This is a genomic window from Actinomyces dentalis DSM 19115 (genome assembly GCF_000429225.1).
Lineage (GTDB): Bacteria > Actinomycetota > Actinomycetes > Actinomycetales > Actinomycetaceae > Actinomyces > Actinomyces dentalis.
The window spans coordinates 24,378-45,614 of sequence record NZ_AUBL01000036.1 but is presented as its reverse complement, the minus strand read 5'-3'; the positions used below and the strand labels follow the sequence as shown (position 1 = coordinate 45,614).

The following is a 21,237-nucleotide window of genomic DNA, read 5'->3' as shown; positions in this document are numbered from 1 at the left end:
CCCGCCAGTCGATCTTCCCGGCGGCGTCGGCCCGGGCGACCAGGGCCGCCTCGATGCGCTCCCACACCCCGTTCAGCTGCCAGGCGCGGTACAGGGCGCGCGCCCTCCACCAGGGCCCGTAGCGGGCCGGCACGTCGCGCCAGGGCGCCCCGACCCGGGTGCGCCACCGCACGGCGTCGATCATGGCGCGCAGCGGGCGGCGGCGGGGCCTGCCCCGCACCGGAGGGGCGGGCAGCAGGGGCTCGAGCAGCGCCCACCGGGCATCGGTCAGATCATGGCGGGCGGATGCGTCTATACTCGCCATCCGAGGCCTTCGCCGGTATCGCGATTCGATTTCACACCACCCGTGATACCCCGAGGGCCTCGCCCCGCCCGGCACGCCACGCCGCCCCCACCCGACTTACGCAACACACCCTAGAATTTTCCTAATGGGAAAGACTCACCGATGAACTCCTCCTACCACACCCTCAAACGCGAAGAGACGCATTGAGACCCTCTGGGTCGGTTTCCTCGTGCGCTTCGGTCACATCAGGGAGCACCACGCACTTGTAAGTGTATCGAGACAGGCGAACGCCATTCTTGTGGACCTCAATCCACGTGCCGATGCTCCAAGTGCAGACGAGTAATCTCCCGCGCCCCTAATCCAGAAGACAAAAGCTGCCCCGACCGCGACAATACGTCGGTTTGCGCGACAGGCTGATTTGGTCGTAAGGCGCTACGGACTCCCCCGCCATCGGGAGGATGCGGAGGCGCGGAATACCAACGATTCTCTTTCAGCGCTCCGGCTCGATCGGGGTCTTTGAAACAGATTCGGATATGCGGCGCCGCGGGCCCCTCGAAGGAGGAACCCGCGGCGCCTTCAAATTGACTTCACCGCGTCGGGGGCGCTCCCCCGCCGTCTCGCGGATCGGTCTCCGGCCGCCGGACGAGGCGGGCGCCCAGCGGCTCCAGCCGCACGGGATCGCTGCGCCCCCCCGTCGTCGTAGTCGATGCTCACCTCGACGGGCTCGTCGTGCTGGGAGAGCACGATGGTGTACTGGGCGCCGTCGGCCGTGCGCAGGGAGTCGACCATGACCAGGGGGTCGTCGACGTGCGCCGGGCGGGTGACCCCGGCCTCGACCGCCAGCGCGTCGTACAGGCGCCAGGTGTCCTCCGGGTTGACCCGTCCCCGGCGCGCCGCGAAGTACTCGACCGGATAGGTACACAGCACCGTCCGCCCCCGCCCGTGGCGGCACTCGACCAGCGCGGGCCGGCCCCGCCCGTCGCGGGCGATGACCCGCGTCCGCGACGGGTCGACCACCTCGATCGGCAGGCGGGCGCGGGCCTCCGCGTTCCCGGCGGCGGCGAAGGACAGCACCGCGCCGGCGGGCAGGTTCCCGAAGTCCTCCTCGAGGGTGAGTTCGACGACGTCCTCGTCCACCGGGTCGTTGAGCCCGTAGGTGAGCAGCTGGCGCACGCCGAACAGGCCCTCCAGGTCGTTCCACCAGGGGCCCCGCTGCGCGGACGTCTCGCCCGCGCAGTAGGAGGCGTACACCGTCGCGCCCGCACGGACGAGCTCCCCCAGTCTCCGCCAGGACGGGGCGGTCAGCTGCTTGGCCGACGGCAGGAGGTAGAGCCCGTAGCCGCCGGGCAGTCCCCCGCCGCCCCCGTAGGCGGGCTCGTGCACGACGCCGGGCGCAAGGTCGGCCTCGCGGGCCGCGACGTGGGCCTGCTCGGAGGCGTCGACGATGAGAACGCGCTCGGCGTCCTCGGTGAAGGGGTACCGGGCCGTGAGGTAGGAGGGCACGATGATCGCGGTATCGGTCCGGGCCCGCTCAATGCCGCCGAAGTCGATATCGCGCAGCTCCTCGGAGAAGATCTCCAGCTCCTTCAGAGGGGGCTTGGGGCGGCCCCGGTGGTCCGTGATCCCGAAGTGCAGCTCGAAGGGGTGGTGGGAGTAGGGCCGCTGGTCCTTGATATTGTCGTAGTCCGTGTTGTTCCACGCGATCCACCCCGTCGCGCCGGCGGCCAGCGTCGCGTGCAGCAGCTGCCGGTAATAGGTGGCACTGGCCTGCGGCGAGGCGAAATCGCTGGAGAGCCCGAACTCCTCCATAATGACCGGCCGATCCGCGACGGCGGCGAGCTCGCAGATGAAGGCCGCCTTGAGGTGCTGGCGGATCCTGTCGTGCTCCATCCGGTACACGTGCGGTCCCACGAAGTCGACGAGCGGCCCGTATTCGAGCGAGCAGAATCCGGAGTCGTGCCCGGTCGTCTCGACGCCCCACTGCCCGTCCCCCAGGCTCACCGGCTGGGTTCCTCCCCCGGCCCTGACGGCGTTGACCATGAGCAGCACCCAGGAATTGATGATCCGCTCGTCCCCCTCCCCGCCGTAGATCGGGATCTCATTGGAGATGAGCCATCCGATGACCGCCGGGTGGGAGTGGAAGCGGCGCGTGAGCTCGGTGATGTACCACGCCTGGCGTCCGACCATCCACACGTCCGAGTAGATATCGCGCCCCTGGCGCCAGGACGGGTCCCAGTTCTCCCCCGACATGTGCCCGACGATGAATGTGGGGATCGTGCCCATCCCGAACTCGTGGTGCGCGTCGAGGAAATCCGAGTACCACCGGCACGCCGTCTCGTCGAGCCTGTCCGGCTCGGGCATGAAATCCGGCCAGTAGAAGAATGAGCGCGTCATCGTCAGGCCGTGCTCGCGCAGGACCCGCAGTTCCTGCCGGACGATATCGCCGTCGTACCTGGACCACATTCGCGGGCCGCCCTCTCGCGACCAGAAATTGGCTCCGATCCAGGGCCGCCTCCCGCCTTCTCCGGCGAGCGTCCTCATGGGTCGTGGTTGCATGTGTCAGTCCTCTCCTCTTGTTATCTCTCTTCCGGATCCGAATCGCCGGATATTGTTAGACTACCGCCCGGGATCCGGCCCCGGGGCTACTTCACCGCGCCCGCCGTCAGCCCGGCCACGAAACTGCGCTGGAGCAGGAGGAAGACGATGGCGACGGCCACGACCCCGGGCCTGGCGGCGGCCGGGAGAATGACCCTGAAGAGGGCGCCCAGGGGCGTGGCACTCGGGGGGTCGTTCACCTACTCGCCGAGCAGGATGACGCCGTCGCCCCCGCCGGAACGATCAGGGTCGGTCCGCAGTGCGACGGCCCTACAGTTGAACCATGGCAGATCCCCGCGACTCGCGCGGTGCGCTCGTGCGCCGCGCCGTCATCGCGGACTCCCCCGCCATCCGGAGGATCCGCAACGCCGCCATCCGCGACTCCCTGGCGATCTGGACGGAGCGGGAGCAGGACCCCGACGAGGCCGTCGCCTGGCTGGAACCGCAGATCGCGCGCGGGACCGCGCTCGTCGCCGTCGAGAGGGATGACGGCGGCGAGCGGGACGGCGGGGACGGCGGCGAGCGCATGGTCGGCTTCGCCGTCGCGAGCCCTTGGCACCCCTACGAGGGATACGCCCGCACGGTCGAGGACTCCATCTACCTCTCCCCCACCGCCCGGGGACGGGGCCTCGGCACCAGACTCCTGACGGCGCTCGTCCGGGCGTGCCGGGCGGCGGGCGACCGCACCATGGTCGCCCAGATCGAATCCGGCCACGCCGCGTCCAGGCGCCTGCACGAGAAGGCGGGATTCGCCCTCGTGGGCACCATCCCGGCCGCCGGGCAGAAGCACGGCCGGATCCTCGACCTCACCCTCATGACCCGCCGACTCGACCGGCCATGAGCGCCGCCGCGCCCAGGGCGCACCGGGCCGGGCTCACCCCGCTCCCCCACTCCCCCGGGCATCCCGATGCCATGACCGCGGCGCCGGGCGCCCGGCCTTTAAGATGACGGCGTGTACGAACTCGTCGCCCCCGCCCTGAGCTACCGGGACTCCTTCCTCTCCGCCGTCGCCGAGGGCGGTGAGGGGATCCTCACCGGACGCTGGTGCGCGCGCGGGGACCAGCTCGCCTCCCCCGGCGTGCTCGAGGAGCTGATCGCCCAGCTCAACGCCGAGGAGCACGACCCGCCGCCCGGGTGGGTGCCCGCGCTGCACCGCTGGATCGTGGACGGCCCCGACTACCTCGGGCGGATCACCCTGCGCGCTGGCCTCACGCCTTGGCTGGAGGAGGCCGACGGCCAGATCGGCTACGCGGTGCGCCCCAGCGCGCGGGGGCGGGGCGTGGCCACCTGGGCGCTCGGCGCCATGCTCGGCGTCGCCGCCGGGCGCGGCATGGATCGCGTCCTGATCACCTGCGACGACGACAATTCCATCTCCGCCGCCGTCATCGAGCACCACGGCGGGGTCCTGGAGGACCGCCGTCGGCTTCCCGGCGGGCCGCTGCGCCGCCGCTACTGGATCGACCTGCGCCCGAGCGCCTGAGCGCGAAGAGCGCGTAGGGTCGTCGATGTGGCTGGAGTTGATGCGCGCACGGTCTCGGTGATCCTCTTCGACGGGTTCGAGCTGCTCGACGTTTTCGGACCCGTCGAGATGCTCCATCTGGTTCCGGGCGTCGCCATCGACTACGCGGGCCCCGCCGCGGGGCCAGTGACGAGCTCGCAGGGATGCCGGGTCGTGGCGGGGTGCGGATACGAGGATCTAGTCGAACCGGATATCGTCCTCGTACCCGGGGGCGGCGGCACGCGCAAGCTGGTCGACGACGTGCGGTTCCTCGGCCGGCTCGCGGAGATCGGGCGCCGGGCCCGCCTCGTCGTCTCCGTGTGCACCGGCTCGGCGCTGCTCGCGGCGGCCGGCCTGCTCGACGGCCGCCGGGCGACGAGCAACAAGCGTTCCTTCGCGTGGGCCAGCGGGTTCGGCTCCTCGGTGACGTGGGAGCCCCGGGCCCGATGGGTTCACGACGGCGACCGGTGGACCTCCTCGGGCGTGGCCGCGGGCATGGACATGACGGCGGCGCTCATCGGCGAGCTCTACGGCGCCGCGCGGATGCGCGCGATCGCGGAGCGGATCGAGTACGAGCCCCGCACCGACCCCGCCCGGGACCCCTTCGCCCGACTTCACGGTCCGCAGTGAGGCCGCCGGACGACGATACCGAAGCGCGTGCGCCACGGGCGCGTCGTCGGAGTAGAGGACGAGTTCGCGGCCGGCCCCCTCCTCGTCAAAAGGTGCATTTTGCCCTCGAAACGTGCGGTTAAAAGCGCCCGCTCGAGCGCGAAGTGCACGTCTCGGCGCCCGGGGGTGGGGCGGGGGCGGCCCGATCCGGGGGCGGGAGCGGGGTGATCGCCGCGGCCGCCGTCCGTGCAGGGGCCCGTGGGTGCGCCGTTTGTCCAAATCTGTTGCAAAGGCCCGGATCGCGCCGAAGCGCCGAAAGAGAATCGTTGATATTCCGCGCTTCTTCTCGCGGCCGATCCCGACCCGGGGCGCCTTTGCAACAGATTCGGACACGCCTCCGCCCCGGACTGTCCCAGGAGCCCCACCCGCACCACCCCGGACTCGCCCTCCCGCACCATCACAACGATCCCGACCGCTCCAAGGACCTTCCTGACGAGAAGGGCTCAAGAGACCTCTGCGGACCGCAGGAGGGCGCGCTCCTCCGCCGGGAGCAGCTCCCACCCCGCGGGCAGCCGGGCCGCCCGCGGATCGCGGGGGCGGGTGGAGCGGAAGAGCACGGTCTCGGCGTCGTAGAACTCCGTGGTGGGCCCGACCCGCTCCATGCCGATGCGAACCGCCACGCGCTGCGAGGCGAGGTTCTCCGAGTCCGCGACGGCGACGAGGCGCTCCACCCCCGCGCGGTGCACGGCGTCGAGGACGGCCCGCGCGGCCTCGGTGACATAGCCGTGCCCGCAGCGCTCGGCCACCTGCCGCCAGCCGATCTCCAGCACCGTCGCCTCTCCCCCGCCCGAGGGCGGAATCGGCTTGATCATAATGAGCCCGACGGCGGTCCCCGCCACCGCCCGCCCGTCGTCGCCAGCGCCGCGCAGCTCGATGAGGCTGAAGCCCTGAACGGGATGGTCCGCCAGGCTCATGAAGTACTCCATACCCCGGCGAGGAGGCGGCCCGGTCCCGGCGCGGAGCCCCGGGCCGGAGCTGGCTCGGAGGCGGGCCAAGACCGCGATCAGTCGCCCAGGGCGGTGCCCACGGCCCGCGCCGCCCGAATCCACTCGTGATCGCGGGGCACGTACTTGACCTTCCCGGCCACCTGCTTGAGGGGCACGAGCTCGGTGCCCTGGCCGCGGTCGCCGACCATGACGCCGAACTTGCCCTCAGCGATGGCCCGCGCCCCGGCCACGCCCAGGCGCGTGCCCAGCAGCCGGTCCGCCGCGTTGGGGGTGCCGCCGCGCTGGACGTAGCCCAGGATGGTCACGCGCGCCTCCAGCCCGGTGCGCTCCTCCAGCTGCTCGGCCAGGGTGAAGGTGTTGGCGCGGTGCGAGGCCTCCAGGCGCTTGACCCCGCGCTTGGCGGCGGCCTTGGCCTCCGGGGTCGAGGCGTCCTTGACCAGGGCCTCGGCGTGCTCGATCTCCTCGCGGTCGGCCTTGTTGAGCGCGCCCTCGGCGACGGCGACGACGGAGAAGGTCGACCCGCGGGAGCGGCGGCGCTCGATCCGCTCGGCGATGGCGTCGACGTCGTAGGGGATCTCCGGCAGGAGGATGACGTCGGCGCCCCCGGCGATGCCGGCCCCCAGGGCGAGCCAGCCGGCCCGGTGGCCCATGATCTCGGTGAGGATGATGCGGTGGTGGGAGTGCGCGGTGGAGTGGAGGCGGTCGACGGCCTCGGTGGCGATCTCCAGCGCCGTGGCGAAGCCGAAGGAGGTGTCGGTGCCGACGATGTCGTTGTCGATCGTCTTGGGCAGGTGCAGGACGTTGAGGCCAGCGTCCATGAGGCGCTTGGCGTTCTTGGCGGTGCCGCCCCCGCCCAGGCACACGAGCGCGTCGAGGCGGTCCTTCTCGTAGTTCTCGACGATGGTGGGGATCATGTCGCGGGCCTGGCCGTCGACGACCATGCGGTGGACCTTGTCGCGGCTCGTGCCCAGCATGGTGCCGCCGATGGTGAGGATGCCCGACAGCGAGGCGCCGTCGAGCTCGGTGAAGCGGTTCTCGGCCAGGCCCCGCATGCCGTCGCGGAAGCCGATGAGCTTCCAGCCGTGCTCCTGGATCGCCGCCTTCCCCAGGCCGCGGATGGCGGCGTTGAGTCCAGGGGCGTCCCCGCCCGCGGTCAGGATCCCGATGCGCTTGGTTGCCATGGCCCCAAGTATGCGCCGGATCGGGCGGTCCCGTCCCGCCGGCCGCCGCCCGGCCCGGTCCGCGGACGCCCGACGGCGCGCGGCCCGGTCCGCGGGCCGTGCCCGCCCGGGCCGCGTCGGCCCGCACCGACCGGCGTCGGCCCGCACCGACCGGCGTCGGCCCGCGGGCGCCCGACGACGTAGGATCCCTCCGCGGGCGGGGCGCGCCCGGGCGCGCGGGAAGTCCCGGGAAGAATCCGGCGCCGCCCGGCGTTGTCATTGTCCGCGGGCCACGGGCCCGCCGCGTCCGGGCGCGGACGCGCACGCACCACCAGCGAGAGAGGCACGAGCATGGCAGACCGCGCACTGCGGGGCATGACCATCGGCGCGAAGTCGATGGAGTCCGAGGACGGCGTGGAGTTCGCCGAGCGGCAGATGATCACCTACGAGTGCCCCCTGGCCCACGTGACGACGGTTCCGATGTCCACCGAGGCCGAGGTCCCCCAGACCTGGGAGTGCCCCGAGTGCGGCCAGGTCGCGGCTCTGCGCGGTGAGGAGGAGCCGGAGGACGACGAGCCGAAGAAGGCCCCCCGCACCCACTGGGACATGCTGCTGGAGCGCCGCAGCATCGACGAGCTCAAGGTCCTCCTCGATGAGCGGCTCAAGCTGCTGCGCTCCGGGGAGATCTACCGGCGGCGCTTCTGACCGGCCCGGCGCGCGGCGCGCTCGTCGCGCGCGTCCATGAGCCACTGCTCCCCGCGCTCGATGGCGCGCAGCAGCTGGCCGCCGCGCTTGCGCAGGCCCCACTTGGTCACCAGGCTCAGCTCCTCGCCGAAGATGCCCCCGGACAGCTTGGACTCCCCCGCCTCGCGCTCCAGGAAGGTGATGGGCATCTCGACGATCCGCCCGCCGATATCCGCCACGAGCTTGGTCATATTGACCTGGAAGCCGTAGCCCAGGGCCTCCACGGCCCCCAGGTCCAGGCGCCGCAGGATCGAGGCCCGGTAGACGCGGAAGCCGGCGGTGGCGTCCCTGACGCGCATGCCGAGCATGGCGTTGATGTAGAGGTTGCCGGCCCGCGAGAGCAGGACGCGCTTGGCGTCCCAGCCCTCGGTGGCCCCTCCCGACACCCAGCGCGAGCCGATGACCAGGTCGGGCTCGTCGGCCATCTGCGCGCGCTGGACGAGCAGGGCCAGGTCCTCGGCCCGGTGGGAGCCGTCGGCGTCCATCTCGACGATGAGCTCGTAGCCGCTGGCCAGCGCCCAGGAGAAGCCCGCCAGGTAGGCCGGGCCCAGCCCGTTCTTCTCCTTGCGGTGCAGGACGTGGATGCGCTCGTCCTCGCCGGCGCGCGAGTCGGCCAGCGCGCCGGTGCCGTCCGGCGAGGAGTCGTCCACGACGAGGATGTTCGCCTCGGGCACGGCGGCGCGGACTCGGTCGAGGGCGCCGGGCAGCGACTCGATCTCGTTGTAGGTGGGTATGACGACGAGGACCTTCACTGCTCTCTCTCCGGGTGGTCGGATACGTTTCACCGACGGCGCGACTGCAGCGCTCGGCCCAGGCGTCGTCGTGCGTCCACCAGGATACCCACGACGGCCAGCGCGGCGGCGCCGACCTGCGCGGCCCGGGCGGGCCAGTCCCCCAGGCGGTCGGCCACGGTCAGCGAGGTCCGCAGTCCGACGTCGGCCACGAGGCTCGCCTGCGTGTAGGGGCGGGTCTGCTGCTCGACGACGCCCCGCGGGCTGATGACGGCGGTGATGCCGACCGTGGAGGCCTGGACCACGCTCCGGCCGTGGATCACGGCCTGCACCCGCCCCTGGGCCAGCTGCTGGGCGGCCTCGGAGGAGTGCAGGAAGCTGGCGTTGTTCGTGGGGATGACGATGAGCTCGCCGCCCTGGACGACGCCCTCGCGCAGGACGTCGTCGTAGGCGACCTCGAAGCAGATCCCCATGGCCAGGGTGATGTCGCGGCCCTGGGCGGCGGCGCGCACCGTGAGGGTCTGCGGCCCGGTCCCCGGCGCCATGTCGGTGCCGATGCGGTCGACCTGGCCGGAGAAGCGCCGCACCAGGTCGCGCAGCGGGATGTACTCGGCGAAGGGCACGGGCCGGTGCTTGCGGTAGTAGTCCCCCGCGCCGCTCCCGGGCGTCCACACGACCATGTCGTTGTAGCGCACGTCTCCCTCGTAGGCGACCGCGCCGACCAGGACGGGGGCGCCCGCGGCCCGGGCCGCCCCCTCGACGAGCGCGGCGGTGCGCGGATGGTCGCGGGGGTCCAGGTCGGCGGCGTTCTCGGGCCAGACGACGACGTCGAGGGAGCCGGGGCCCACCCGCGCCGCGAGCTGCTCGGTGGCCTCGGCGTGGTTGCCGGTCACCTCCAGGGCGCGATCGAAGGCGTCCTCGAAGTCCTCGGCGACATTGCCCTGGACGGCCGCCACGCGCACGGCGCCGTCCTGCGGGGCGGACTCGACGGGCAGGACCAGGGGGCTGAGCAGCAGGGTGCCCGCGGCGGCGGCCGCGGCCAGGCCCGGCACGAGGGCCCGACGGCGCGCCTGGGCGACGAACTCGGCCAGGCAGCCGCCGCTCAGGGCGACCAGGAGGCCCACGCCGATCGACCCGCCGTAGGCGGCGAAGGGCAGGACCGGGGAGTCGGCCATGGCGAAGGCGAGGCGGCCGAAGGGGAAGCCGCCCCACGGCCAGCTCGAGCGCAGCTCCTCCGCCCCGCACCACAGCAGGGCGAAGGCCGTCACCCGCCACAGGGCCGCCCGGGGGCCCTCCTCGACGGCGGGCAGCCGGGAGACCAGCGCCCAGCCCGCCCCCAGAGCCGCCAGGTAGAGGGACTCGACCGCGGTCAGGGCCGCCCAGCCCACCGCATTGCCCATGGCCACGGCCGCGAAGTGGAGCAGGGGGGTGAACAGGCCCAGGCCGAAGACGAGGCCGAGCCCGGCGCCCGCCCACATCCCGCGTCCGGCGACGAGCAGGTTCAGGGCGGCCAGGGATATCGGCGCGGTCCACCACAGGCCCAGGGGCGGGAAGGCGGCGGCGAGGATCAGCCCGGCGCCGAGCGCCATGGCCAGGGACTCGAGCGGTCCGCCCCGCGGGCGGGGCGGGGTCCGCTCCTCCTCCCGCTCCCGCGGGGCCCGTGCCGCTGCACTCCTCGCCTCCGAAGAGCGGATCGTCCGGTCCGCCTTCCGCGGGGACTTCCTCGCCGAGTCCGCTGCGCTCTTCACCCCCGGCGCCCGGTCCGCCTTCCGCGAGGGCTGCGCCCGGCGGGCCGATCCGCTCCGCGGGCGGGACGAAGCGGCCCCGCGGCCCTTGGTCGGGCGCCGCGGGGCCGAGGATGCGCTCGGGCGTGCGGTCACGCGCAAAAGCATAGGCGCCCGGCAGGGCCCATCCTGCCGCGCACCGCCCCGCCGCGCGACCGCTTCTCCCCCGGTCCGTCCATGCAGGCGGCCATCCGCTCCCGCGCGGCCGCCGCCCCGCTTCTCCCCCGATGCGTCACGCGCCGGTCGCGGGCCGCCGCACCCGCGCCGCCAGCGCGGCCAGGGCCGCGAGCACCGACCCGACCAGAAGGCCGAGGACGAGGGCGGCGCCGGTGCCCAGCAGCCATGACAGGACCGGGTTGCCGCTCAGATCGGCCGCGCGGGCGATGATGTGGTGGGGCCCGGTCAGTCCGAGCTCTGCGAGGCTGTGGGCGAGGATCTGACCGCCGACCCACAGCATCGCGACCGTTCCGAGAACCCCGAGGATCTTGAACACGACGGGCGCGGCGCGCACAATGGCCCGCCCCGCCCACCGCCCCGCCGGGATGCGCGAGCGCCGCGCCAGGTGGATTCCGGCGTCGTCGAGCTTGATGAGCGCCCCGACCAGGCCGTAGACGGCGAAGGTGATGAGGAGGGCGATGAGGACCAGCACGACGACGCGCCGCAGCGAGGACTCGCCCTGAACCTGCGCCAGCGCCAGGAGCATGATCTCGGTGGACAGGACCATGTCGGTGGTCACCGCCCGGCGCACGACGGCGTCCTCGTCCTTGGGCTGGTCCTCGTCGTCGGCGTGCTCCGGGCCGAGCGCCCCTCCCAGGACCTTCTCCCCGCCCTCGAAGCACAGGTACATCCCGCCCGCGACGAGGGCGACCGGCAGGACGGCCGGCGCCAGCCAGCTGAGCAGCAGGCCGACGGGCAGGATGACGAGCAGCTTGTTGCGCAGGGACCCGAGCGCGATCCTCCTGATGATCGGCAGCTCCCGGTCGGGGGTGATGCCGGTGACGTACTGCGGGGTGGCGGCGACGTCGTCGACGGCGGCCGCCGAGACCTTCGCGGTGGTCTTGACCGCCATTGAGGCGGTGTCGTCGAGGGTGGACAGCGTCAGCTTGGCGAGTGTGGCGATGTCGTCCAGGAGGGCGAAGAAACCGGACATGGGACTCCTTGTCGGAGGATCTGCCTCGATGCCGATGGGGAATGAGCGCAGCGGCATCCCGGTCGGGGAGCGTACCATCCGCCGACCGGCGTCCGGGGAAGAAGCGCGCCCCGCCCCTGGGGGAGTCGCTTCGGTGATGTCACCTGGGCTCGCATTGTGCGAGGTGGGATGGCGAGAATCGAGCGCAGGCGAATTCCGTCGCGCTGAGCTCGCACGGTGCGAGGCGGGGTGGATTGTGTTGCGCTGGGCTCGCATTACGCAAGCCGGGCCCGGCCGTCCGGGTCCTGACCGCCCTGGCCGGATTCCGCGAGATCGTCACTTAACCCGCGAGCACGTCTGCTAGAGGTACGTGCTCGCGGGTTACCCGACGTGCTCACGGGTTAAGTGACGTGCTCGCGGGTTACCCGGCGATCTCGCAGGTCGGGTGATGTCCTCGCAGCCCGGGCGGCGCCCCCGGCGCGGCGCGGGCGAGGGGCGCGGCGGTTAGCGCCGGTGAGGCCGCCGGTGCGAAGGTCCGGCGCGGCGCGGGCGAGGGGTGCGGTGGGGCGCGCAGGAGGCCCGGATCTTACGGGCGCAGAGCCTTTCTCACCGGAAACGACAGCCCGCGGGCCCGGACCGGGGCGCGGTGGCGCCCCTCACACGCCGGACCAGGCGACGACGCCGCGGGAGACGTCGAGGGAGGCGTCGGCGGCCGCAGCCGACAGGGCCGTCACGCGCTCGCGCAACTCCCGGGGCGCCTGCGGCTCAGGCACGAGACTGGCCAGTTGGGCCAGGACGTCGAGCAGCTGCTTGGCCCAGCGCACGAAGTCGCCCGCCGTCAGATCGGAGTCCTCCAGCACCCGGGACAGGCCAGCGCCGCGGGCCCAGGCCTCCACCGGTCCCGCCAGGGCGGGCTCGGCCCCGGCGGAGGGCTCCAGGTGGGCGAGGGCCTCCAGGTCGTTGATCCGCCGGGCGACGCCGTGCTCGGCGCGCAGGCACCGCCCCAGCCCGGAGTCGGGCGCGACCGGCAGGGACAGGCTCTGGGCGCTCAGCCTGGGCTCGTAGACGCAGGCCGAGACGGCTCCGGCCAGTTCGGCCGGACCCAGCCCGTCCCAGACGCCCTCGCGCAGGCACTGGGCGATGAGCAGGTCCCGCTCGGCGTAGACGCGGGCGAGGATCCGCCCGGCGCCGGTGACCCGCAGCTCCCGCTCGGGGTGGCCCCGGTCCACGGGCTCGAGGTAGCCCAGTTCGACGAGCACCCGGCACACGGCGTCGAAGAGCCGGGCGATGGTGCCGGTGCGCGATTCGATGCGGGCCTGGAGCCGATCCGCCTCGGCGACGGCCTTGATCCAGGCCCGCCCCACGCGGGCGTGCTCCTCCCGGTCCGGGCAGGCGTGGCAGGGGTGGGAGCGCATCTCGTGGCGCAGGACGTCGATCCGCTCGGCCGCCGGAAGGTCCTCGACCTCCGCGGGCCCGCCGGCCCCGTCCCCGGCCGACGTCGGGCGTCCGCCGCCCGCCGAGCCCGCGCCCGCGGCGCCGGCCCCCGACCGGCCCCGGCGGCGGCGTCGGCGCGCCCCGGACTCGTCCAGGGCCCCCGAGCGCACGGCCTCCACGAGGCGCCCGACGAGCCGGTCGCGCTCTCGCGGCCTGCGCGCGTCCATGGTCCGGGAGACAGGCAGGGAGCCCACCCGCGTCACGCCGTCGGGCGCGGTGTCCGGGGTGAGGACGGCGATCCGCGAGTCCTCCCCCAGGACGGTCAGGGACGGCGCCCCGGTGCGGTCGGCCCCGGCCTCCAGGACGACCCCGTGCCTGTGCCTGCGGCCCTTGCGGTAGATGACGACGTCGCCGCGGGTCAGGGACTCCATCTCGCGGTTCAGGCTCGCCCGGCGCGCCCCGCGGTTGTCGCGGGCCAGCTCCGACTGGGCCTCGGCGATGCTCCGGCGCAGCGCGGCGTACTCGCGGAAGTCCCCCAGGTGGCAGTGCATGCGCTCCTCCAGCTCGGCCAGGCCCCGCCGCTTGGCGCGGGCCCGGGCGGCGAGCTCGACGACGCCCCGATCGGCCTGGAACTGGGCGAATGACGACTCCAGGACCTCCCGGGCGCGCGAGCGCGTGGAGCGCCCCAGGAGGTTGACCGCCATGTTGTAGGTGGGGCGGAAGGCGGACACCAGCGGGTAGGTGCGGCGCGAGGCCAGGGAGGAGACGAAGTCCGGCTCCAGGTCGTCGGAGGCCAGGACGACGGCGTGGCCCTCGACGTCGATGCCGCGCCGCCCGGCCCGGCCCGTCAGCTGCGTGTACTCCCCGGGGGTGAGGGTGACGTGGGCCGAGCCGTTCCACTTGCGCACCGACTCCAGCACCACCGTCCGGGCGGGCATATTGATGCCCAGCGCCAGGGTCTCGGTGGCGTAGACGACCTTGACCAGGCCGGCGCTGAAGAGCTCCTCGACGGTCTCCTTGAAGACGGGCAGCAGTCCGGCGTGGTGCGCGGCGACCCCGCGCTCCAGGGCGTGGGCCCAGGCGTGGAAGCCCAGGACGCCCAGGTCGGCCCGGGGGATGTCGGCGGTGCGGCGTTCGACGACCTCGCGGATGCGCAGCGCCTCGTCCTCGGTGGTCAGGTCCACTCCCCCGGCCACCGCCTGGGTCACCGCCTGCTCGCACCCGGCGCGGGAGAAGACGAAGACGATGGCGGGCAGGAATCCGGCCCGCTCCAGGGCCTGGATGACCGCCAGCCGCGAGGGCGGGCGCAGCCGGGCCGTGCGCGCGCCGCCCTCGCCGCGGCGCGGGGCGCGCCCCGCCCGGGAGGCGCCGCGCCTCCACGGCTGGGGCGCCCCGCCCCGACCCGACGCCGCCCGGTTCCCCGACGCCGCCCGGTTCGACTTGGGGGCCCCGGACTCCCCCGCGGCGGCGCGCCTGGCCGCGCGGATCGCCTTGAGCAGGTCGGGGTTGAGCGGCGGCTGGGCCGCGAGCCGGGCCTCGTCGTCGGAGTCCTCGACGGCCACCGGCACGGAGTACAGATCCAGCAGGCGCCTGCCGACCATCATGTGCTGGGTCAGGGGCACCGGCCGGTGCTCGGAGACGACGACGGCGGTGCGCCCGCGCACCTGCCCCAGCCAGTCGCCGAACTCCTCCGCGTTGGACACGGTCGCGGACAGGGAGACCACCCGCACCTCGGGGGCGAGGTGGATGATGACCTCCTCCCACACGGGCCCGCGGAAGCGGTCGGCCAGGTAGTGGACCTCGTCCATGACCACGTAGCCGAGCCGGTCCAGGTCGCGCGAGCCGGAGTAGAGCATATTGCGCAGGACCTCGGTGGTCATGACCACGACGTCGGCGCGCGGGTTGACGGAGGCGTCGCCGGTGAGCAGCCCCACCGACTCGGCGCCGTGGCGCGCGACCAGGTCCAGGTACTTCTGATTGCTCAGCGCCTTGATGGGGGTGGTGTAGAAGGTCTTGAGCCCGCCGGCCAGCCCCAGGTGGACGGCGAACTCGCCCACGACGGTCTTGCCGGCGCCGGTGGGCGCCGCCACGAGGACGCCCTGGCCGTCCTCCAGGGCCCGGCAGGCGCGCACCTGGAAGTCGTCGAAGGGGAAGTCGTAGCCGGCCGCGAAGCGCGCCAGCTCGCTGCGGGATTCGGCCTGGCGACGGCGGGCCTCGGCGTAGCGCTGTGCCGGTGAGCTCATGGGCCCACCCTACGTGGCCCGCTCGGCCGGGCACAGCATGCGCACGGCCCCGGGCACGGCCTCCAGGCGCAGGGGCAGGTCGGCGATCGCCTCGCCGTCGGCCATGGGGTGGGGCGGGATCCGGCACCCGGGGGCAGCCTCCAGGGCCTCGACGGTGAGGGCGCGGCTGCGCTCGCAGTGGACCCCCGGGTGCCCCAGGTGCGCCCCGCGGCGCAGCCGCGCCAGGTGCGCGAGCAGCCCCAGGCGCCCGACCGGGTCGAGGCGGATGATCTCCAGGAGCCCGTCGGCCGGGTCGGCCCGCGGGGCGATGTCGAGCCCGCCCCCGATGTAGCGGGTGTTGGCCGCGACCAGCAGCAGCGCCTCCCCCTCCCAGGCGCCCGCGTCCGTCACGATGCGGTACCCGTAGGGGGTCATGTCCCGCATCTCCAGGGGGATGGCGCACAGGTAGCGGCTCTCGCCCCGGGGCCGGCGCATGGCGTTGGCGCGCACGTTGACGGCGGCGTCGAGGCCGAAGCCGGCCACGGCGAAGGACCACTCGTGGGCGTCGGCGACGGGCGCGCCGTCGGGCCGCGCCGCGTGGATCGCGTCGAGGTCGCGCACCCGGCCCCGCCCGCGCAGCGCGTCGTCGATGACCTGCGCGCAGGCGCCGACGTCGCCGCCGGGCAGGCCCAGGTGGCGGGCGATGTCATTGCCGGTGCCCACGGCGATGAGGCCCAGCGGCACGCCGGTGCGCGCCACGACGTCCAGGCCCAGGTGGACCATGCCGTCGCCGCCCACGACGACGAGCGCGTCCAGCCCCCGGGCGTCCTCCAGCAGGCCGGTGGCGCACGCGCGGGCCTCCTCGTAGTGGGCGCCCTCGACGAGCAGGACGTCGTGGCCTGCGCCCAGCAGGGCGCGGCGGGAGGCCTCGGCCGCGCCGTTGTGGCGGCCGCGCCCGGAGTTGGGATTGGCGACAAGACCGATGCGCATGGGAATGGGTGCGGGGATGGGCGGTCGGCGGGGAGGCCTCAGGCGCCTCAGGAGGATGCGGAGGCGCCGGAGGAGGGCCCCGAGGAGGCGGCCCCTGCGGATCCGGAGGCCCCGGCACCGGAGGATGTGGAGGCCCCGGCCCCGATCTGCCCGGCGGGCGCGGACGCCGGCAGGGCGGAGGTCACTGCGGCGCCGTCACCGGCCAGGGCGGCGTCGAGCTCGGCGTCGCGCTTGGCCCGCCGCCTGGCGACGGCCTTGTCGTGGTGCATGGAGATCCAGCACGCCCCGAAGTACAGGCCGCAGATGGGGATGGCCATGAGGATCATGGACCACGGGTCGGGCAGCGGGTTGGCGATGGCCATGAAGGTGAAGATGGCCAGCACCGCCCAGCGCCAGCCGGCGAGCATGGTCCGCCCCTTCACCAGGCCCAGCCGGTTGAGGGCCACGAGCAGCTCGGGCAGCAGGAACGCCACGCCGAAGACGAGGATGATCCTCATGACGAAGGAGAAGTACGAGGAGTACTGCAGGTACCCGGCGGCGTCGGTCGGCATGAACCCGACCAGGATCGACACCGCGTGGGGCAGGATGAGCACGCCCAGGGCGACCCCGGCCGCGAACAGGAGCAGGCCCGCCACGCCGAAGACCCACGTGTACCTCTTCTCCTTGCGGGTCATGCCCGGGCCGACGTAGGCCCAGAACTCGTACATCCACAGCGGCGAGGTCAGAATGACGCCCAGCCACAGCGACACCCGGATCTTCAGGTCGAAGGAGGACAGGACGGTGTCGAAGTTGATGGTGACGTCATGGCCGTTCCTGCGCGCCACGGTGATCGGATACATAATGAGCTTGAATACGCGGTCGTACAGGAGGTAGCCGACGACGGAGCCGACGACGACGCCGATGGCGGAGATGAAGAGCCGGTTGCGCGCCTCCCGGAGGTGGTCCCCGATCGACATGACCGCCTCGGGATTGTCCTTGCGCCTGGCCTTCGAGACCCTCGGCAGCTTGACCATGCCGGTTCCTCCCCCGCGGGCTCAGGCCCGGGGCGCGGCGTCGTCGGTGGACTGCGGCGCCTGCTGCGGAGCGGCCTCGGCGGACTGCGGCGCGGCCTGCCCGGGCTGAGTGGGCTGGGTGTAGTAGGTGCCCTCCTGGGGCTGCTGGATCTGGGCGGGCGGCTTCTGCTGGGCGCCGGCGCCATCCTCCTCGCGCAGCTCCTTGACCTCCTTCTTGAACACCTTGAGCGACTGCCCCAGGTTGGCGGCGATATCGGGGAGCTTGTTGGCGCCGAAGAGGAGGATGAGCAGAACGAGGATAACGATCCAGTGCCAGGGCTTGAAAGCTCCCATGGTGATGTCCTTCCGTGTAGAGGCATCAAGCCCGGTGCGGCCCGATGAACGTGGACGAGTCTAGCGTCCCGCCAACACCGCCCCGTCAATGCCCTTGTGATGTTCCACCGTTGGCGTACCGCTCCAGCGCACCGCGGGCCCGGGCGGCGGCCGCGGCGGCCAGCGACCGCGGTTCGACGCCGCGCAGGTGGCGCCCCGCCGACAGGACGAGCCCCACGAGCCAGCGCTCATCGCGCCCGACCACCCTCACGCGCAGGGAGCCGTCGGCCAGCCGGACGACCTCCTCGCAGGGGATCTGCTCGGCCAGCCAGCGCCCGCCCGGCTCCAGGTGGAGCACGGCCGTCTCGCCGTGGGCGATGCGGCCCGGGCGGCCCGCGGCCGCGGAGCTCGGGCGCGGGTGGGGGTCGGCCGCGCGCCCCGCGGGCTCGGCGCTGACGATCCGGTCCAGGCGGAAGGTCCGCTCGCCGCGCGCCGTGCAGCACCAGGCGAGCAGGGACAGGTGCGAGCCGTCGCTGACCAGCTCCAGGGGGTCGACGTCGCGCTCGGTGCGCTCGTCGGTCGCCGAGACGTAGACCAAGCGGAGGCGCTCGCGGCGGGCCGTCGCGCGCCTGACCGCGGCCAGGACGGCCCCGGCCCCTCCCGCGGGGACGGGCCCCGCCGTCGGGACGCGATCCGCCGCCGGCCCGGCCCCGTCCCCCTCCGCGGGGACGGGTCGGCCGGGGGCGTCCGCGGTCGCGGCCGCGTCGCGCCGGTGCGCGCCGTTCGGCAGCCCGTCCCCTCCCGTGGGAGCGTCCGGCGGCGGCGCGGAGTCGGATCGTTCGTATCCCAGGAGCGCGCTCACCGCCGACTCGGCGCGCCGCAGGGGCGAGGCCGCCTCGGCGTCGGCGTCGAGCAGGCCGATGAGCACGCGCAGCGCCAGCAGCAGGGAGACGGCCTCCTCGCGGCTCAGGCGGATGGGCCGGTCCAGGCCGAGGGGCCGGGTCAGGCGCAGGCGGCGGGACTCGAAGTCGTCGGCGTCGAAGTCGACCAGGGCGTCCGGCAGGCCCCCGGGCAGGCCGGAGACCCACAGGGTGTACACATCCCTCTCGATCGTGCGCGCGCCGACCCCGAAGTGGGCGGCGGCCTCGTCGAAGGAGGCGCCGGGGTGCTCGGCGACCCAGGCGGGCAGGGCCAGGAGCCGCACGAGGCGGTCGACGGAGGAGGGCCGTCCCATCAGCGCCCACCTCCGTTCAAAGCCGCACCGTTCGGAGCGGCCTCGCCCAGTGCGGCGCCGTTCGGCGGGGCGCCATCCGGTGCGGCGTCATCCGGAGCGGCGTCATCCGGAGCGGCGTTATCCGGAGCCGCACCGCCCGAGGCGGCCCCGCCCGGAGTCGCGGTCTCGTCCGAAGCCGCAGTCTTGTCCGGTTCGGCGCCGTCCAGGGCCGCGGCTCCGCGCAGGTGCGCCAGGACCTCCTCGCGCAGTTGAGCGGGCTCCAGGACGACGACCGCGTCCCCCAGCGCCGCCAGCGCGCCGGCGAAGGAGAAGGGGTCGGCGTAGGGCACGGCGATGACGTCCATGCCGGGCTCGGGGCGGTGCGCCGTCGGCTCCTCCGCCGTCTCCAGGGCCCGCAGACGCAGCTCCAGGGCGCGCCCGGCGGCCACGGCGAGGACGGCGACGAGGGGCGGCGGGTTCTCCGGCTCCGGCGCCTCGAAGGCCCCGGGGTCCCCGATGACCTCGATCTCGCCGTGGACCCGCGCCAGACGGAAGGTGCGCGACTCCCCCGCCCGCGTGTCCAGGCCGTCGAGGTACCAGGCCCCCTCGCTCAGGCGCAGGGCGTGGGGCTCGACCACCCGCCGGCGCAGCGAGCCCGAACTCGCCGAGGCGTAATCGAAGGCGACCACGCGCCGTTCATCGACGGCGGCCGCCAGTCGCGCGGGCACCTCCTGACCGGCCAGGTCCACGCTGAGGTCGGGCGCCGCCCCGGTCTCGGAGCCCGGCGAGACCGCCCGGAGCTTGGTCAGGGCCCGGCGCGCGGCGACCGGCAGGCTGCCGTCGCGCCACGCGGAGGCGGCCAGGTCGAGGGCGGCGGTCTGCGCCGCGTCCAGGCGCAGGGGCGCCAGGGCGTAGTCCTCCTCCTCGATGCGGTAGCGGCACTGGTCGCCCGTGCCCGAGGCCCGCAGGGGCACGCCGATCTGCCGCAGGATGTCCTTGTCGCGCTCGAACATGCGCCGGGCGCTGCCGCCGCCGGCCGGGTTGTAGCCGGAGACCCGCTTGATGATCTCGGCGGCCGTCAGACCCTCGGCGGTGTTGCGCAGAGCCAGGAGCAGATTGATCTCCCGCTCCTCGGCGGGAATCGCGGGGGTGGTCACCCGGTCAGCCTAATGGACCGTCGCCGCCAATCCTTCGGGTTTGGGGGTTCGGGCGAAGGCGGCACTGCCGGGCGGCTTCCCTGTTGAGGGAGCCGAGGCGCCGACGCGTTGTCCGGGGCGCCGGCAGACAGGGCGCGCAGGGTCCCGGGTCGGCGCCGCGGTCCGCGCGGTCGTCGGGTAACCGCCGAGATCGTCACTCGACCCGCGAGCACGTACCTCTAGCAGACGTACTCGCGGGTCGAGTGACGATCTCGCGCGTCGGGGCGCGTCTACGGGCGACCCGCGCCGCGCGGGCGGGGCCGGGGCGCGCCCGCGCGGGCCCGGGCGGCGTCCCCGCGGACCGCGCGGTCGTCGGGGCGCCCGCCGTGGTCGCCGTCCGGCCCATGGCCACCCCTCCCGGAGCCCGCGGCGGCGCCGGTTGTCCAAATCTGTTGCAAAGGCCCCGATCGAGCCGAAACGCCGGAAGAGGATCGTTGATATTCCGCGCTTCTCCCCACCGCCGATCCGGTCGCGGGGCGCCTTTGCAACAGATTTGGACGTGGAGAATGTAAGTGCCTGTCCGGCGGGGGCGTGTGACCCGGAATTTGACTGGCGGCCCCGGGGGTCTGCCCTGGTCGCGGTCCTGTCCGCGTCCCGGCCGGCCGGCGACCCACCGGCGCCGGTCGGGGCCCTGCATGACCTGATACGAGCTCGGGGGAGCCCCGTCAACGTCCTGATCCGCTGGGCCCCGACCGGCGCGCCCACCACGAGGAAGGCGCATCATCATGATGACAGACACCGCCGGGACGCGCACCCGGGACCGATCCGACGACGAGCCCTGGGTCGTCGCGGGGGTCGACACCCACAAGGACACCCACCACGTCGCGGTCCTGAACGCGGCGACCGGCGCAGGGCTGGGCGACATGCGGGTCCCGGCGACCCCGGCGGGCTACGACCAGCCCCGCGACTTCGTCCGCTCCCACGGGCGCATTCGGATGATCGGCATCGAGGGCACCGGCTCCTGGGGGGCGGGCCTGGCCCGCGCCCCGGGGGGCCGCCGGCGCGCCGACCCCAGGGGTCATCCGCCCCCGGGCGCCCCCCCGGCGCCGCCGCCGGCGAGCCCCGAACCCGATCAGAGCCTGAGCCGCCGCCGGCAGAGCACCGGCCCGGGGCCGACGCCCTGCCCGTGGCCAAGACCGGCACCGGCCCCTGCGAACAGATCCGGGTGCTCCTGGCCCGGCGCCGCAGCGCGATGAAGGCCCGCGTCGCCGCCCACCGGCAGATCACCGCCCTGCCGGCCACCGCCCCCGACGCCGTGCGCACCCGCCCCGCACCGCCTCAGCGGCGAGGGGGCTCATCGACGCCCTGGCCCGCACG

At 73.8% G+C, this 21,237-nt stretch carries 18 protein-coding genes and 1 pseudogene; 5 read left to right on the top strand and 14 right to left on the bottom strand.

The window, feature by feature from the left end:
* The 3 genes from G446_RS0109235 to G446_RS19985 form a co-directional block, all read right to left on the bottom strand.
* The coding region (locus tag G446_RS0109235; RefSeq protein ID WP_026409934.1) for a transposase at positions 1 to 304 on the bottom strand (304 nt) is incomplete at its 3' end.
* 555 nt (positions 305 to 859) lie between these two features.
* Positions 860 to 2,746: a glycoside hydrolase 5 family protein gene (locus G446_RS17095; protein WP_211228282.1), complete on the bottom strand. Its 1,887-nt coding sequence runs from the start codon at positions 2,744 to 2,746 to the stop codon at positions 860 to 862.
* 179 nt (positions 2,747 to 2,925) lie between these two features.
* Positions 2,926 to 3,078, bottom strand: coding sequence for a hypothetical protein (locus G446_RS19985; RefSeq protein ID WP_156916600.1), 153 nt, complete (start codon positions 3,076 to 3,078; stop codon positions 2,926 to 2,928).
* Between the two features lie 83 nt (positions 3,079 to 3,161).
* Here G446_RS19985 and G446_RS0109220 point away from each other — a divergent pair, with 83 nt between their 5' ends.
* From G446_RS0109220 to G446_RS0109210, 3 genes are all read left to right on the top strand, one after another.
* Positions 3,162 to 3,719, top strand: coding sequence for a GNAT family N-acetyltransferase (locus G446_RS0109220; RefSeq protein ID WP_026409933.1), 558 nt, complete (start codon positions 3,162 to 3,164; stop codon positions 3,717 to 3,719).
* Positions 3,720 to 3,830: 111 nt separating this feature from the next.
* A complete protein-coding gene (locus G446_RS0109215; protein ID WP_026409932.1) occupies positions 3,831 to 4,358 on the top strand; it encodes a GNAT family N-acetyltransferase in 528 nt (175 codons plus the stop codon).
* A gap of 27 nt (positions 4,359 to 4,385) precedes the next feature.
* Positions 4,386 to 5,006, top strand: coding sequence for a DJ-1/PfpI family protein (locus G446_RS0109210; protein ID WP_026409931.1), 621 nt, complete (start codon positions 4,386 to 4,388; stop codon positions 5,004 to 5,006).
* 482 nt (positions 5,007 to 5,488) lie between these two features.
* On the opposite strand, the gene G446_RS18810 is transcribed toward G446_RS0109210, so the two are convergent.
* Together G446_RS18810 and G446_RS0109200 are read right to left on the bottom strand one after the other, a co-directional pair.
* Positions 5,489 to 5,959 (bottom strand): GNAT family N-acetyltransferase, encoded by a 471-nt coding sequence (locus G446_RS18810; protein ID WP_169721280.1) that lies wholly within the window; start codon positions 5,957 to 5,959, stop codon positions 5,489 to 5,491.
* Positions 5,960 to 6,048: 89 nt separating this feature from the next.
* Positions 6,049 to 7,173, bottom strand: a complete 1,125-nt coding sequence (locus G446_RS0109200) for a 6-phosphofructokinase (protein ID WP_026409930.1) — start codon at positions 7,171 to 7,173, stop codon at positions 6,049 to 6,051.
* 330 nt (positions 7,174 to 7,503) lie between these two features.
* Here G446_RS0109200 and G446_RS0109195 point away from each other — a divergent pair, with 330 nt between their 5' ends.
* Entirely contained in the window at positions 7,504 to 7,857 is a 354-nt protein-coding gene (locus tag G446_RS0109195; protein WP_026409929.1) for an RNA polymerase-binding protein RbpA, read from the top strand.
* On the opposite strand, the gene G446_RS0109190 is transcribed toward G446_RS0109195, so the two are convergent.
* The 9 genes and pseudogenes from G446_RS0109190 to G446_RS17075 form a co-directional block, all read right to left on the bottom strand.
* Entirely contained in the window at positions 7,839 to 8,648 is an 810-nt protein-coding gene (locus G446_RS0109190) for a polyprenol monophosphomannose synthase (RefSeq protein WP_026409928.1), read from the bottom strand. The genes G446_RS0109195 and G446_RS0109190 overlap by 19 nt on opposite strands.
* A gap of 29 nt (positions 8,649 to 8,677) precedes the next feature.
* Positions 8,678 to 10,216 (bottom strand): apolipoprotein N-acyltransferase, encoded by a 1,539-nt coding sequence (gene lnt / locus G446_RS0109185; RefSeq protein ID WP_026409927.1) that lies wholly within the window; start codon positions 10,214 to 10,216, stop codon positions 8,678 to 8,680.
* A gap of 427 nt (positions 10,217 to 10,643) precedes the next feature.
* Positions 10,644 to 11,561 carry a DUF808 family protein gene (locus G446_RS0109180; protein ID WP_026409926.1) on the bottom strand — a complete coding sequence of 306 codons (918 nt, stop codon included), beginning with the start codon at positions 11,559 to 11,561 and terminating at the stop codon, positions 10,644 to 10,646.
* A gap of 635 nt (positions 11,562 to 12,196) precedes the next feature.
* Positions 12,197 to 15,217 carry a DEAD/DEAH box helicase gene (locus G446_RS0109175; protein ID WP_026409925.1) on the bottom strand — a complete coding sequence of 1,007 codons (3,021 nt, stop codon included), beginning with the start codon at positions 15,215 to 15,217 and terminating at the stop codon, positions 12,197 to 12,199.
* A gap of 9 nt (positions 15,218 to 15,226) precedes the next feature.
* Positions 15,227 to 16,186, bottom strand: coding sequence for a diacylglycerol/lipid kinase family protein (locus G446_RS0109170; RefSeq protein ID WP_026409924.1), 960 nt, complete (start codon positions 16,184 to 16,186; stop codon positions 15,227 to 15,229).
* Between the two features lie 200 nt (positions 16,187 to 16,386).
* A pseudogene (tatC, locus tag G446_RS17085) lies at positions 16,387 to 17,199 on the bottom strand (twin-arginine translocase subunit TatC); the annotation flags it as partial.
* A 21-nt stretch (positions 17,200 to 17,220) separates the two neighbouring features.
* On the bottom strand, positions 17,221 to 17,532 hold the full coding sequence (gene tatA / locus G446_RS17080) for a Sec-independent protein translocase subunit TatA (protein WP_051285875.1): 312 nt from the start codon (positions 17,530 to 17,532) through the stop codon (positions 17,221 to 17,223).
* Between the two features lie 85 nt (positions 17,533 to 17,617).
* On the bottom strand, positions 17,618 to 18,745 hold the full coding sequence (locus tag G446_RS0109155) for a helix-turn-helix transcriptional regulator (RefSeq protein ID WP_026409923.1): 1,128 nt from the start codon (positions 18,743 to 18,745) through the stop codon (positions 17,618 to 17,620).
* On the bottom strand, positions 18,745 to 19,881 hold the full coding sequence (locus G446_RS17075; RefSeq protein WP_342664153.1) for a helix-turn-helix transcriptional regulator: 1,137 nt from the start codon (positions 19,879 to 19,881) through the stop codon (positions 18,745 to 18,747). Before G446_RS17075 ends, G446_RS0109155 begins: the two co-directional genes overlap by 1 nt.
* 764 nt (positions 19,882 to 20,645) lie before the next feature.
* Between G446_RS17075 and G446_RS0109140 the strand changes: the two genes are divergently transcribed.
* Positions 20,646 to 21,116, top strand: a complete 471-nt coding sequence (locus tag G446_RS0109140; RefSeq protein WP_026409922.1) for a hypothetical protein — start codon at positions 20,646 to 20,648, stop codon at positions 21,114 to 21,116.
* The last annotated feature ends 121 nt before the right edge of the window (positions 21,117 to 21,237 follow it).